The organism is Citrobacter sp. Ce006 (genome assembly GCF_030336535.1).
Lineage (GTDB): Bacteria > Pseudomonadota > Gammaproteobacteria > Enterobacterales > Enterobacteriaceae > Citrobacter > Citrobacter europaeus.
This window is the reverse complement of record NZ_JAOWDO010000067.1, coordinates 341,911-356,255: the sequence shown is the minus strand read 5'-3', so window position 1 is coordinate 356,255 and position 14,345 is coordinate 341,911. Positions and strand designations below refer to the sequence as shown.

15 protein-coding genes are annotated in these 14,345 nt (G+C 51.3%); 9 read left to right on the top strand and 6 right to left on the bottom strand.

What is annotated here, in order from left to right:
• Positions 1-41 precede the first annotated feature (41 nt).
• Entirely contained in the window at positions 42-1,430 is a 1,389-nt protein-coding gene (sad, locus tag OGV94_RS10805; RefSeq protein ID WP_181231424.1) for a succinate-semialdehyde dehydrogenase, read from the bottom strand.
• Between the two features lie 102 nt (positions 1,431-1,532).
• Between sad and ptrR the strand changes: the two genes are divergently transcribed.
• A complete protein-coding gene (gene ptrR, locus OGV94_RS10800; RefSeq protein WP_181634691.1) occupies positions 1,533-2,408 on the top strand; it encodes a putrescine utilization regulator PtrR in 876 nt (291 codons plus the stop codon).
• On the opposite strand, the gene OGV94_RS10795 is transcribed toward ptrR, so the two are convergent.
• Genes OGV94_RS10795 through dtnK form a run of 3 tightly spaced genes read right to left on the bottom strand, consistent with a single transcriptional unit; the run spans position 2,405 to position 5,391 of the window.
• Positions 2,405-3,166: a DeoR/GlpR family DNA-binding transcription regulator gene (locus tag OGV94_RS10795; RefSeq protein WP_043016347.1), complete on the bottom strand. Its 762-nt coding sequence runs from the start codon at positions 3,164-3,166 to the stop codon at positions 2,405-2,407. The genes ptrR and OGV94_RS10795 overlap by 4 nt on opposite strands.
• Before the next feature lies 1 nt (position 3,167).
• Entirely contained in the window at positions 3,168-4,154 is a 987-nt protein-coding gene (locus OGV94_RS10790; RefSeq protein WP_286523306.1) for a D-threonate 4-phosphate dehydrogenase, read from the bottom strand.
• Complete coding sequence (dtnK, locus tag OGV94_RS10785) at positions 4,147-5,391, bottom strand: D-threonate kinase (RefSeq protein ID WP_043016349.1); 1,245 nt, start codon at positions 5,389-5,391, stop codon at positions 4,147-4,149. Before dtnK ends, OGV94_RS10790 begins: the two co-directional genes overlap by 8 nt.
• 171 nt (positions 5,392-5,562) lie before the next feature.
• On the opposite strand from dtnK, the gene OGV94_RS10780 reads away from it, so the two are divergent.
• The 5 genes from OGV94_RS10780 to OGV94_RS10760 all read left to right on the top strand — a co-directional run bounded on the left by OGV94_RS10780 (position 5,563) and on the right by OGV94_RS10760 (position 11,361).
• Positions 5,563-6,732, top strand: coding sequence for an iron-containing alcohol dehydrogenase (locus OGV94_RS10780; protein ID WP_043016350.1), 1,170 nt, complete (start codon positions 5,563-5,565; stop codon positions 6,730-6,732).
• The gene (locus tag OGV94_RS10775; RefSeq protein ID WP_087053269.1) at positions 6,725-7,609 is read left to right on the top strand and encodes a dihydrodipicolinate synthase family protein; all 885 of its coding nucleotides are present in this window, start codon (positions 6,725-6,727) and stop codon (positions 7,607-7,609) included. Before OGV94_RS10780 ends, OGV94_RS10775 begins: the two co-directional genes overlap by 8 nt.
• Before the next feature lie 47 nt (positions 7,610-7,656).
• A complete protein-coding gene (locus OGV94_RS10770; protein WP_043016352.1) occupies positions 7,657-8,607 on the top strand; it encodes a phosphoglycerate dehydrogenase in 951 nt (316 codons plus the stop codon).
• A gap of 61 nt (positions 8,608-8,668) precedes the next feature.
• A complete protein-coding gene (locus tag OGV94_RS10765) occupies positions 8,669-9,988 on the top strand; it encodes an MFS transporter (RefSeq protein WP_043016353.1) in 1,320 nt (439 codons plus the stop codon).
• Positions 9,989-10,164: 176 nt separating this feature from the next.
• Complete coding sequence (locus OGV94_RS10760) at positions 10,165-11,361, top strand: sugar transporter (protein WP_047411323.1); 1,197 nt, start codon at positions 10,165-10,167, stop codon at positions 11,359-11,361.
• A gap of 37 nt (positions 11,362-11,398) precedes the next feature.
• Here the strand turns inward: OGV94_RS10760 and OGV94_RS10755 are convergent, their stop codons facing one another.
• Positions 11,399-12,064, bottom strand: coding sequence for a MarC family NAAT transporter (locus OGV94_RS10755; RefSeq protein WP_043016355.1), 666 nt, complete (start codon positions 12,062-12,064; stop codon positions 11,399-11,401).
• Between the two features lie 257 nt (positions 12,065-12,321).
• Here OGV94_RS10755 and marR point away from each other — a divergent pair, with 257 nt between their 5' ends.
• The 3 genes from marR to marB are packed head-to-tail and all read left to right on the top strand — an operon-like array spanning position 12,322 to position 13,407.
• Positions 12,322-12,756 (top strand): multiple antibiotic resistance transcriptional regulator MarR, encoded by a 435-nt coding sequence (gene marR, locus OGV94_RS10750; RefSeq protein WP_016156485.1) that lies wholly within the window; start codon positions 12,322-12,324, stop codon positions 12,754-12,756.
• A gap of 18 nt (positions 12,757-12,774) precedes the next feature.
• A complete protein-coding gene (gene marA, locus OGV94_RS10745) occupies positions 12,775-13,158 on the top strand; it encodes an MDR efflux pump AcrAB transcriptional activator MarA (RefSeq protein WP_003032424.1) in 384 nt (127 codons plus the stop codon).
• Positions 13,159-13,188: 30 nt separating this feature from the next.
• A complete protein-coding gene (marB, locus tag OGV94_RS10740; protein WP_003832934.1) occupies positions 13,189-13,407 on the top strand; it encodes a multiple antibiotic resistance protein MarB in 219 nt (72 codons plus the stop codon).
• 30 nt (positions 13,408-13,437) lie between these two features.
• Here marB and eamA read toward each other — a convergent pair whose 3' ends face one another.
• Positions 13,438-14,337, bottom strand: a complete 900-nt coding sequence (gene eamA / locus OGV94_RS10735) for an O-acetylserine/cysteine exporter (protein WP_047411328.1) — start codon at positions 14,335-14,337, stop codon at positions 13,438-13,440.
• Positions 14,338-14,345 lie beyond the last annotated feature (8 nt).

The following is a 14,345-nucleotide window of genomic DNA, read 5'->3' as shown; positions in this document are numbered from 1 at the left end:
CAGAAATAAGACAGGTGCCCCCGATGGAGGCACCCACACCATCAGAGGCGGTTTTTCCAGACGGTCTGCACGTTACAGAACTCATGCAGGCCAAAGTGAGAGAGCTCGCGGCCAAAACCACTTTTCTTCACGCCGCCAAATGCAACACGGGCATCGCTGGCACTGAAGCCATTGATGAATACGCCTCCACATTCCAGGCGTGACGCCATATTCTGCGCCAGCGCTTCATCTGCGGTGAACACCGTGGCGGATAAACCGAAATCACTATCATTTGCCAGTGCTAAGGCATGTTCCGCATTCTTTGCCACGGTAATCGCTGCAACCGGGCCAAACAGCTCCTGACGAAAAGCCGTCATCTCTGGAGTGACATCACCCAGTACCGTCACAGCATAGTAATTGCCGTGGCCTGCAATTTTTTCCCCGCCGAGAAGTAATCGCGCTCCTTCAGCAAGGGAGGCTTCAACCTGCTGATGAAGCTCATCACGCAGATCAAATCGCGCCATCGGACCCAGATCGTTTTCTTCGTTCAGCGGATCGCCCATTTTGAGCGCGCTCGCGGCCGCGACAAAACGAGCCGTAAATTCTGCCGCAATACCTTCTTCAATAATGAAACGCTTCGCTGCCGCACACACCTGCCCAGTGTTCTGGTAACGCCCGGCAACTGCCGCCTTAACGGCCAGGTCAAGATCAGCATCATTAAGGACAATAAACGGATCGGAACCACCCAGCTCAAGCACACATTTCTTCAACGCCGCCCCTGCCTGAGCGCCAATCGCCGCACCGGCACGAACACTGCCCGTCACCGTTACCGCCGCAATACGCGGGTCATTGATCATCTGACTTACCCCAGCGTTGTCGGCATTCACCCAACCGTAAACCCCGGCAGGAACATTCGCATCAGCAAATACCTGGGCGATAATCGCAGCACAGCCGGTTACATTCGGTGCATGCTTTAACAGGTAGCCATTTCCGGCCAACAGAATTGGAATGGCGCCACGCAGTACCTGCCAGAGTGGGAAGTTCCACGGCATGATCGCCAGAATGGTTCCTACGGGGCGATACTCAATCACAGCCTGATTGTTTTCCACCAGCGTAGGTTCCGGATTGAGCATCGCCGGGCCATGTTCGGCGTACCAGTCGCACAATGCGGCCGATTTGGCAACTTCACCCCGTGCCTGCTTGATGGGTTTGCCCATTTCACGGGAAATACATTGCGCCATCTCTTCCGCACGATGACGCAGAGCCTGCCCAATATCACGCAGCGTTTGCGCACGGTGTTCAACGGAAGTATGTTTCCATTCGCTGTAGCCTTTCGCAGCAAGGCTCAGCGCATGTGCAATCTCTTCAGCGCTCGCCCATGGCATCGCTGCCAGCCTTTCTCCATTAGCAGGATTAACGGAAATCGCATGTGTTGCTGCTGTGATAGTCATAGTTGCCTCTCTTCATCGCAGGGTATGGTTATATCATGCGCATATTTACTCTTTCTGAAAAATGAATAATATTAACCACACCATTCACGAATAGAGAACACCATGGATCTGACGCAACTGGAAATGTTCAATGCCGTCGCAGAGACCGGCAGTATTACGCAGGCCGCTGCGAAGGTGCATCGCGTGCCATCTAATCTCACCACCCGCATTCGCCAGCTTGAAGCCGACCTTGGCGTCGATCTGTTTATTCGTGAAAACCAGCGTCTGCGACTTTCCCCATCCGGGCACAACTTTTTGCGCTACAGCCAGCGGATCCTCGCACTGGTTGAGGAAGCGAGAATGGTCGTCGCCGGGGATGAACCTCAGGGGTTGTTCTCTCTTGGCTCGCTGGAAAGTACTGCCGCTGTGCGAATCCCCGCCACGCTGGCGGAATATAACCAGCGTTACCCCAAAATTCAGTTTGCGCTGGCGACAGGCCCTTCGGGCACGATGCTGGATGGTGTGCTCGAGGGGACGCTGAACGCCGCCTTTGTTGACGGTCCGATTACCCATCCTGGCCTTGAAGGAATGCCGGTCTACCGTGAAGAGATGATGATTGTCACGCCGCACGGTCACCCTCCCATCCAGCGGGCCAGTGATGTTAACGGTTGTAGTATTTACGCCTTTCGCGCCAACTGTTCCTATCGCCGCCACTTTGAAAGCTGGTTTCATGCCGATCGCGCAATGCCCGGCACCATTCATGAAATGGAGTCGTATCACGGAATGCTGGCCTGCGTTATTGCCGGCGCGGGTATCGCGCTGATCCCGCGCTCGATGCTGGAGAGCATGCCTGGGCATCATCAGGTCAACGCCTGGGCGCTAAGCGAAAACTGGCGCTGGCTGAATACGTGGCTGGTCTGGCGCAGAGGCGCAATGACGAGGCAACTGGAAGCGTTTATTGAGATCTTGAACCCCCAGTTGTCGCAGAATAGGGATTAACTGGCAATCGTCAGTTGGCAGGGTAACTGTTCTAGTTGCTCGCGCACGCCCTCATTGAGCCGGGCATCGGTCACAATATCCGTCAGCGCATTCAAATGGGTAACATTAAACAATGACCACGCGCCATATTTTGAACTGTCTGCCAGCAGTACCCGGCGACTGGCGTTGGCAATCAGGTCACGTTTTACCCCGGCCTTCTCTTCCGTCGGCGCGGTGATCCCACGCGCCAGATCCCAACCGTTACAGCTTAAAAACGCGATATCCGGCCAGACGCTCTGCAACAGTTTACGCCCATGCTCGCCGATGCATGACTGGCTGGAGTCATCAATCCGCCCGCCAATGATCGTCACTTCAATTTGTTTAAACTCGGAGAAAAAAAGTGCGATGTGCAGATCGCTGGTGATGACCCGCAGCGGCAGATGGGTGAGCTGACGAGCCAGTTCAATCATTGTCGTACCTGCATCCAGAACAATAGAATCCCCTGCCTTCACCAGGCTTGCTGCCGCGCTGGCGATCGCTTGTTTTTCTTGCAGGCTGCGTTGCATTTTCTCATGCGTAGTAGGCTGCGATGGGATAAATCGGTTAAGCGTCACACCACCATGGGTACGGCTGATCACGCCTTCCTGATCGAGTTTAATCAGATCGCGACGAATAGTCGCCGGAGAGGCGCCCGTCACGGCAACCAACTGTTCTACCGTCGCCAGATTATGCCCTTTCAGATAATCCATAATCTGTTCTAACCGATTATATCCCTTCATTTTAATCCCGCGTGATTTGCATTGCTAACTGGATGGACACCGCCATGCTCTCAGACTTGGCTTTACCTGTCCAGGCAATATCAAACGCCGTACCGTGGTCTGCAGAGGTGCGAATAAACGGTAACCCGGCGGTGATATTCACCCCATCATAGAATCCAAGCAATTTTAGCGGAATATGCCCCTGATCGTGATACATCGCTACCACCATGTCGTACATTCCTTCGTGGCACTGCATAAATACCGTATCCGGTGGGCACGGCCCGGTGACATTTAGCCCCAGCGCCTGCATAGTCTGGATTGCGGGTCCAACTATTTTGATTTCTTCATCGCCAAAAAGACCATTTTCTCCAGCATGTGGATTCACCCCTGCCACCGCAATACGCGGATTTTCATACCCAACGCGACGCAGGAAATCATGTGCTACCTGAATAACAGTTTTCACCCGCTGTTCGCTGAGCGTATCCAGGAATGTTCGTAACGCAATATGGGTGGTGACATGGATGACTTTGAGCTGGTCGGTATACAGCACCATTGCATAATCTTTACTGTTGGTCAGTTGCGCCAGCAGTTCGGTATGCCCAGGATAATGATGACCCGCCAGATGTAATGCTTCTTTATTCAGAGGCGCAGTGGCTATCGCTTTAACTTCGCCATTCAGCGCCAACATCGTGGCACGCTTGATACAGCGATATGCCAGATCCCCGGCCTGTGCTTGCACTACACCGGGCTGGAGAGAATCTGGATCGGCAAGCGGTTCATCAATGACATTGATTACACCTGCGTCGAATTGCGCCTGGGCTACACTTTCAATCACCCGAAGTTCCGCTGGCGGTGTTATATTCAATGACTGGATCCGTCGCAGCGTCTGCACGCATCCAACAACAATGACCGGCGCGCCAGAAAGCTCTCCCTTCGCCAGTGATTTAAGAATGATCTCCGGTCCAATACCCGCCGGATCGCCCATGGTTACCGCAATAGTGTTATTCACTCATTTTCTCCTCAACATAATTCAAAACCTGACGCAAGGTCGTTTCGTCACCAAATCCCCCTGCTTTTGTCATAACCGGGCGCTGCCAGTATCCACCAACAAAATGACCATACGGCACGCACTGGGCCACACGGTCGCTGATACGAAATCCTGTTGCTCCGAGCGCTTCAGCAACCGCCATAGCAACATCGCCGCCAGAGAGATACAGCGCTGCGGGTGAGATATCATCAGCAACCTGTCGGGTAAGTTGCCCAAGGAACTGGCAGATTTTTTCGCCCAACTGAGCGCGACTTACCTGCCAGCGGGCGCAAAGATGCGGAATATGGTGCCGCGCATCAGTATCAGGACAAGTGTGAACAATGCAGTGTTTACCGGATGCCAGAACGCCAATAATGCGGGCGACGTACCCCGTCACAGCCCCCTTCAACATATCTTCGATATCAATGAATACCGTCTCTACCTGCGGGTTTCTGCGCACAACAGCAATCTGGCGTTGAGCAATTTCACTCATTGAGCCCACAATCGCCAGTAAACGCCGGGAAGATGCCGTCTGGATATGGCGGGCCAGTGCGTCACAGATTCCTGCTGACCCCACCAAAAGCGGCGTATCATTTCGCTCCCTTGCTTCAACAACAATGGCATCGAGATCGGCATTACTCTGCGCATCAACCACCCAAATTTGCGGCATATCAGCGGCAGGTTCTGTCAGGCGTTGCAAATAGTCAGTCAGTGACATAGCCCGGCATGTGATGGTGGTTTGTGCCTGAAGTACCGCACAAATATCAGCGCTAGCTACCGGGGTTTTCGGGTCACTGGCAAATTCGGTTTGGGTAACCGGGACACCGTTGATAAGGCAAAGACCTTGTTCAGTCGTCCGACCGGCCAGGGGAAACGCTGGCGCAACAATGGCCAGATTTTTACCGGTGACCTGCATTAACGCCTCAACTTCGGCCCCTGGGTTGCCACGTAATGTGGAATCCATTTTCTTTAGCCACAGCGCCCGCGAGTCTGCATGACAGGCAAGCGCTAAAGCTCTCACGCGGGAAGATGCCTGCGGTGCATCCAACGCACGACTATCACTGTTAACGACCAGTACGTCGGTCTCCTCGGTGGAGGGTAACGTGAAGGCGACATTCACCGTCATTCCCGTCAGCGCAAGGCTGACCCCCGCATCGTTCCCCCCGGTAAAGTCATCGGCGATAACCAGGATTTGCGGTCTAGCTACTTGTTTACTCATCCATGCTCCGGGTCGTTATGTGTTGTTAATGATTATATTCAATCACAATTGATTAAGTGTGAGCAAGCTCAAGTTATTCAGTTCCGAGATAAATTATAAATTTAGCCCATGATGTCATCGTTCCTGAATCACAGTGAGCGAATTCAATCACTCAAACAACAGGAGAATGTTGTGGCAACAATTAATAGCACCGTGATCAGCGGTTCGCATGCCATCCCCGCTCTGGAGCCATTACTGAGCGGTAAACGCCAGTTACTGCTGGTAACTGATGCAAATATTGTTCGACTGGATGCAGTAGCGCAGATCCGTACCCTGCTGGCTAATGATGGCCGTCAGGTGACACTGATTGATAACGTACCCGCCGAGCCGGGACATCATGACGTCAGCAAACTCGTCAAACGCGTGGCTGACCTCAATGTGGAAATGGTGATAGGCATTGGCGGCGGTAGCGTACTGGATGTGGCGAAACTGCTCTCCGTCTTATGTCACCCTGAGTCCCCGACGCTTGACGCCATGCTGGCAGGTGAAAAACCGCAACAACGTGTGACCTCCGTGCTAATCCCCGCCACAGCAGGCACGGGTTCAGAAGCCACTCCAAACGCGATACTGGCCATCCCCGAACAAAACACCAAGGTGGGTATCATCTCCCCGGTGCTGCTGCCGGATTATGTCGCCTTGCTACCGGAACTCACCACCAGTATGCCAGCGCACATCGCCTCATCCACCGGCATTGACGCGCTCTGTCATCTGATTGAGTGCTTTACAGCAACTATCGCCAACCCAATCAGCGACAACGCTGCGCTCATCGGTTTACAGAAATTGTTGAAAAACATCGAAACCTCGGTTAATGAACCGAACAATTTGCTGGCTAAACTGGAAATGCTGTGGGCGTCATACTATGGCGGTGTAGCGATTAATCACGCCGGTACACATCTGGTTCATGCGCTCTCTTATCCGCTGGGGGGGCGATACCATCTCCCACATGGTGTCGCTAACGCGATTCTGTTAGCACCCTGCATGAAGGTGGTTCGCCCTCACGCGGTCAACAAATTTGCCCAGGTCTGGGATCTGCTACCTGACGCCGATCGCACACTCAGCGCTGAAGAAAAATCTTTCGCGCTGGTGGAGTACTTCTCCGCGCTCGTGAAACGGCTCAACCTGCCCGACAACCTGGCAACGCTTGGCGTGCCCTCCACTGACCTTTCCGCGCTGGCCGATGCCGCGCTTAACGTAAAACGTCTTATGAACAACGCGCCCTGTCAGGTGAGCCATGACGATGTTAAGGCTATTTATCAAACACTTTTTCCAGAACTGATTACCAAAGGAGTGAATCATGAGTAAAAAAATCTGTGGCGTACTGACGGCAATCGTCACCCCTTTCGATAACGAAGGGGCATTAAACCTCACCGAACTCAAAAACCAGGTTAATCGCCAGCTAAACGCTGGAAACGGTATTTTCTGCGGCGGCACCAATGGCGAGTTTTTTGTACTTAACGAGGAAGAAAAAATAGCGGTGACCCGTACCTGCGTTGAGGAAGTTGCTGGACGGGCAAATGTGGTGGCGCATATTGGTGAAATCTCAACCCGTGAAACCATTCGTCTGGGTAAACAAATAGAAAAACTGGGCGTCGATGCCGTATCGGTGATTACCCCGTATTTTGTTCCGCTCAAACAGCAGGAACTGATTGCCCACTATACCGCGATTGCCGACGCGCTATCGGTGCCGGTATTTCTCTATAACATCCCGGCACGTACGGGTAACACCATTGAACCGGCAACCGCAAGAGTGCTGGCGGCGCATCCCAACATCATTGGCATCAAAGACAGCGCCGGTAGCTATGAAAGCCTCGGTGGATTCCTTGACGCCGTCAAAGATATTGAAGGTTTTGATGTGTTGAATGGGCCGGATTCGCTGATTCACCAGGGATTCGTTGACGGTTGTTCTGCCTGTATTTCTGGTCTGGCAAACGTGGCGCCAAAAGAAATTAATGCTATCTGGGCGCGATTCAAGGCCGGTGATATTGCCGGATCGCATGAGGCACAGGAAAGCGTCACGGGCTTGCGAACCGATCTCTATAAAGTTGCCTTCTCGCCCGCTGCAGTCAAAAAAGCGTTGCAAATCATGGGGCATGAGGTTGGCGCAAGTCGTTACGCTGTCACGTTTAACGCACAACAGGAAAATCTGATCCAACAGATTATCAATAACTATCTGCAATAACCTCTTTTACAGCGGCGGTAACGCCGCTTAACTAACAGGATTGTATTATGAACGTCATCTGTACTTCTCCGTCATTTGCCAAATACGATCGGCAGCCAATCGAGCAACTGCAGGATGCGGGTCTTAAATTAATCATGCTTCCCGCAGATATCGGACGAAAAGAACTCGAACCATACCTTGCAGACACGGTGGCGATGATCGTTGCCTTCACAGAGGTTAATGCTGAATTGCTGGCAGCGGCCCCTCAGCTGAAAATCGTCTGTAAGCATGGCGTCGGTGTCGATAACATCGACCTGGATGCCACCCGGGAAAAAGGCATTTACGTTACCAATGTGCCGGATGCCAACAAACATGCCGTCGCCGATTTTGCTTTTTCATTGATCCTTAACTGTGCTCGACAATTACCCGGTGCAATTGAGCAAACTCGCGCCGGAAATTGGCCACGTATTTTCGCCTCTGATGTCTATGGCAAAACCATCGGTATCATTGGGCTGGGCAACATAGGTAAACAGGTCGCGCTACGTGCCCGCGGTTTCAACATGCGCATACTGGCACACGATGCCTGGCAGGATGAGTCATTCGCCAAAGCAAATTGCGTTGAGTATGTCTCATTAGATGCTTTAACAGAAAACAGTGATTTTATTACCCTCCATACACCGCTAACCCCTGAAACAAAAAATCTCTTTGATTTGGCCCGCATGCAGAAAATGAAGAAAAGCAGCTATTTAATCAATGTTTCACGCGGTGGTGTCGTTAATGAAGAGGATCTGTTCCAGGCGCTGACTCAGGGCGTTATTAAAGGAGCTGCAGCCGATGTCTTTATACAGGAGCCCTGCAATTCACATCCTTTGTTTGCCCTTGAAAACTTTATTCCGACGGCGCACATCGCAGGATATACCGAAGGTGCGGTGAGCAATATTGGAGAGCAATGCGTACACAATATTATTGCGTGCGTCATACATCAACATAAGCCGCAAAACATTATGAACTCACTCTAAAAGAACGGTAAAAATGTACCCTTCATACTAAAACAATAAACATCTACCATGGGCCAAATATATGAATAATTTAGCTGAAAAATCCCGGATTCGCTGGTGGATTGCGGGATTAATGTGGCTTGCTATTGCAATTAACTATATTGACCGAACGGTATTATCAGCTGCTGCTCCGCATCTTATTGATGAGCTTAAGCTCGATCCCGAAATGATGGGGTTTATAATGGCAGCATTCTTTTGGTCATACTCCTTATTGCAAATACCTGCAGGCTGGTTCGCCGATCGCTTCGGCCAGAAAAAAGGTCTGGGCATTGCCGTAGCGTGGTGGTCAATAGCCACATCAATGATGGGGCTGGCCACTGGTTTTAAGTCACTGCTGGCACTCAGACTGGCTTTGGGCGTGGGTGAAGCCGCTGCCTATCCAAGCAATGCGGGGATCGCCGCACGATGGTTCCCTGACAGAGAGCGAGCAACTGTTTCCGGGTTGTTTGACAGTGCCTCAAAATTCGGCGGAGCCGTTGCCATGCCGCTGATCGTCTGGATGATTTATCAATTCGACTGGCGATTAACGTTTCTTATTATTGGTAGCGTGGGAATTTTATGGGTCATTGCGTGGTATTTTATTTATACCGAAAACCCGGAAGATCACAAAAAAATCAGCCCGGCGGAAGTGAAACATATTCGCGAGGGGCAAAAACAGAAACATGGTGATAAATCTGTATTACCCATGCGATGGTATAAGTTGCTACGCTATCGCAATATCTGGGCAATGTGTATCGGTTTTTTCACCATCAATTACACTTCGTATTTCTTTATTACCTGGTTGCCGACCTATCTGGTAAAAGACAAAGGTATGGATTTTATCAAAATGGGTATGGTCGCGGCCCTACCATTGCTTTGCGGAATGGTGATTGAAGTGTTCGCAGGTTGGGCGTCGGATCGCATGGTACATAAACGGATATTATCGCTCACCGCTACAAGAAAATTATTCCTGACTATTGGTTTATTGATGGCTTTATGTATTGGTTTTGCCCCCTTTACTGACTCCGTTTTCATGACTGTCTTTTTACTGTGTGTAGCTAAATCAGGAACTACCGTCGCGGCCTCACAGGTCTGGGCATTACCAGGCGATGTTGCCCCCAAAAACAGCGTGTCGATTGTTGCCGGGTTACAGAATACCGTCTCAAACATGGGCGGTGCAGTCGGCCCGATTATTACAGGTGCAATCGTCGCTGCCACGGGTTCATTTACGTGGGCCCTTGTATTTTCCGCGGCACTCGTCGTACTGGGTATTTTGAATTACCTGTTTTTAATGGGCAAAGTCGAACCCATCGTTGACAGCGAGTATGACGCATTGTGCATGAACCAGGCACGACAGCATTAACACCTGCAATTACTTTGCTCTGTTTCCCGGTCAGTCATCGTACTGACCGGTTCCCCGAAAAACCGCCAAACATTCAGCAGAATAATGTGATATAAATCACGAAATGATTGTATTTTCGCCAGCAAACGTTTTAAGATCGTGACCTTACCTTTTCGCAGCTAATCCACCTATTTGATATGACAACAGACACTGTTTCCCGCAAAGTCGCGTGGCTACGGGTAGTTACGCTTGCCATTGCCGGTTTTATTTTCAATACCACTGAGTTTGTCCCTGTCGGTTTGCTGTCCGACATCGCACAAAGTTTTAATATGCAGACCGCGCAGGTCGGGATCATGCTGACGATCTACGCCTGGGTTGTGGCTCTGATGTCGCTGCCTTTCATGCTGCTTACCAGCCAGGTAGAACGCCGTAAACTTTTGATCTGCTTGTTTGTGGTGTTTATCGCCAGCCACGTACTCTCTTTCCTGGCATGGAATTTTACCGTGCTGGTAATTAGCCGTATTGGTATTGCTTTTGCGCACGCCATTTTCTGGTCGATCACCGCCTCGCTGGCGATTCGCCTGGCTCCTGCCGGGAAACGCGCGCAGGCGCTCAGTCTGATTGCGACCGGCACCGCGCTGGCGATGGTGCTTGGTCTGCCTATCGGGCGGATCGTTGGCCAGTATTTTGGCTGGCGCACCACCTTCTTCGCCATCGGTATGGGGGCGTTAGTTACCCTGCTTTGCCTGATTAAGCTCCTGCCCAAATTACCCAGCGAGCATTCTGGTTCATTGAAAAGCCTACCCGTGTTATTTCATCGTCCGGCGTTAATGAGCCTGTATCTGCTGACAGTGATTGTGGTCACCGCGCATTACACGGCCTACAGCTATATCGAACCGTTTGTGCAGACCGTCGCCGGGCTGAGCGCAAACTTTGCAACCGTGCTACTGCTGGTTCTGGGGGGTGCGGGAATTGTCGGTAGCGTCATTTTTGGCAAGCTGGGTAATCAACATGCATCCGTACTGATTAGCAGCGCCATTGCCCTGCTGACGGTGTGCCTGGTGTTGTTACTTCCCGCCGCAAACAGCGAAATGCATCTGGCCGTCCTGAGTATATTCTGGGGCATCGCCATTATGTTGATAGGTCTGGGTATGCAGGTCAAAGTGCTGGCGCTGGCCCCGGATGCCACCGACGTCGCAATGGCCCTTTTCTCAGGCATTTTTAATATCGGTATAGGGGCTGGCGCGCTGGTGGGAAATCAGGTGAGTCTGCACTGGTCAATGTCTACGATTGGTTATGTCGGCGCAGTGCCTGCCGTTTTGGCGTTGATCTGGTCGATAATTATCTTCCGTAAATGGCCGGTATCACTGGAAGAACAGCCTCAACATTCGTAAAAAACCGTGCCCGGCAGGCCATGCCGGGCGCGTTGTTTTAAGCGTAAGTTTTAATGATTTCCAGCACGCCGTTAATAATAAACTGCACGCCCATACATACCAGCAGGAAGCCCATCAGACGGGAAATCGCCTCAATCCCGCCTTTACCGACCAGGCGCATAATCCCACCGGAACTGCGCAAACTGCCCCACAGGATCACCCCGACTGCCGCAAAAATAATCGGCGGCGCGACCATGATCACCCAGTCTGGAAACTCGGAACCATGACGCACAGTTGACGCCGAACTGATGATCATTGCAATCGTACCCGGACCGGCAGTGCTTGGCATGGCCAGCGGAACAAATGCAATATTGGCCGTCGGTTCGTCTTCCAGTTCTTCTGATTTGCTTCTCGCTTCCGGAGAATCATGCGCCTTCTGCTGTGGAAACAACATCCGAAAGCCGATAAACGCAACGATTAACCCACCCGCAATACGTAGCCCGGGAATCGAAATCCCAAAGGTGTTCATCACCAGTTGTCCGGCGTAGTAAGCCACCATCATGATAGCGAACACGTAAACGGACGCCATGAGTGACTGACGGTTACGCTCTGCGCTGTTCATGTTGCCGGCAAGGCCAAGGAACAACGCCACGGTGGTTAACGGGTTTGCCAACGGTAACAGGACTACCAGCCCCAGCCCTATTGCTTTAAACAAGTCCATCATAATGTCATCTTTCCTGTGCGTTAATCGTCAACGGCAAGTATACGGTGAAATCCGGGAGATAAGCCATTTTCGCGCTGTAAGGATTCATTTTTCATCTGCAGGTATAAACCATAATTATCAAACCGTTAAATTTCCACTCGCCAGGTGTTCGGCCTGATGCTTTAGCAAAACGTGGCATTTGCCGACTCATTCATTTGACTTATATTTGCCTAAGCAATAATATCAGCCGTGACTAACTACTTGCCAGGGCAACCATTGTGAAAAGCACCAGTGATCTGTTTAACGAAATCATCCCACTGGGTCGTTTGATCTACATGGTTAATCAGAAAAAAGATCGTTTGCTAAACGACTATCTGTCACCGCTGGATATCACGGCATCGCAGTTCAAGGTGCTTTGCTCCATCCGTTGCGCGGTGTGCATCACCCCTGTCGAATTGAAAAAAGTGCTGTCTGTCGATCTCGGCGCTCTGACGCGGATGCTGGACAGACTGGCCTGTAAAGGCTGGATTGAAAGGCTTCCGAATCCACATGACAAGCGGGGCGTGCTGGTGAAACTCACCGAGCATGGCGCAGCAATTTGCGAGCAGTGTCATCAATTAGTAGGGCAAGACCTACACCAGGAACTAACAAAAAACTTAACGGCGGATGAAGTGACCACGCTTGAGCATTTGCTTAAGAAAATCCTGCCGTAAACAGAAAGAGGTATGACGATGTCCAGACGCAATACTGACACAATCACTATTCATAGCATTTTGGACTGGATCGAAAATAACCTTGAATCGCCGCTCTCACTGGAAAAAGTGTCAGAGCGTTCAGGTTACTCCAAATGGCACCTGCAACGGATGTTTAAAAAAGAAACCGGTCATTCACTGGGCCAATACATCCGCAGCCGTAAAATGACTGAAATAGCACAAAAATTAAAAGAGAGTAACGAGCCGATCCTTTATCTGGCGGAACGTTACGGCTTTGAGTCTCAGCAAACGCTGACCCGAACATTCAAAAACTATTTTGATGTTCCGCCGCATAAATACCGTATGACGAATATGCACGGCGAATCGCGCTATTTGCTTCCACTCAATCAATGTAATTGCTAATCGCCAGTTAACGACGTAACCGAGGAAATCATGAAACTTCTGTCTTATGCAATGCTGGCCCTGCTGTTTGTTGTTTCGGGCCAGAGCATGGCGGAACAGACCGCGCAGCCTGCCACACAAAACAGTCGCGACGCGATGATTATGCCGCCAGCGCACGATCAGTCCCCGTTCGATTTTAATCATATGGGTGCAGGCAGCGACAAATCCGACGAATTAGGTGTGCCTTATTACAATATGCGCAACCTGTGATTTTTTTGCCCCGTCACTGCGGGGCTTTTTTTATCCTCTCGCCTGCGCAGTCTTACGCAACCGAAAGCCAAACACATTGATATACAACCCCGCCATGATCAGTAACGCACCAAGCAGTTGCAATCCGGTCAGCGTTTCATCCAGCAGCACGGCCGCGCTCGCCAGTCCAACCACCGGTACCAACAGCGACAACGGCGCGACACGCCAGGTCTCATAACGCCCGAGTAAAGAACCCCAGATACCGTAACCCACAATGGTCGCCACAAACGCCAGATAGACCAGTGACAGAATGGTGGTCATATCTATTGCCACCAGACTTTGGGTAATTTGCGCCGGTCCATCGAGAAGTAATGAGGCCAGGAAGAATGGAACAACAGGAATCAACGCACTCCATACCACCAGCGACATCACGGCCGGGCGTGACGGGTGCTGCATGATTTTTTTGTTAAAGATATTACCGCAGGCCCAGCTTAGCGCCGCCGCCAGCGTCAGCATAAAACCGAGCATGCCGACATGCTGTCCGTTCAGACTGGCCTCAATCAACACCAGCACGCCAAAGACCGCCAGCGCAATTCCTACCAGTTGTTTACCCTGCAGACGCTCGCCAAAGGCAAATGCCCCCAGAATGATGGTGAAAAATGCCTGAGCCTGTAATACCAGAGAAGCTAACCCGGCAGGCATACCGAATTTGATGGCGCTAAAGAGAAACGCGAACTGCCCAAAACTGATGGTTAGTCCATAACCGAGTAGTAGCGAAAGCGGTATTTTCGGACGGGCAACAAAGAATATCGCCGGAAACGCCACCAGTAAAAATCGCAGTCCTGCCAGCATTAAGGGGGGCATATTGTGCAGCCCCACTTTAATGACAACAAAGTTCAGCCCCCAAACCACAACGACCAGTAACGCTAATAACCCGTCTTTACGCGACATACCACCGC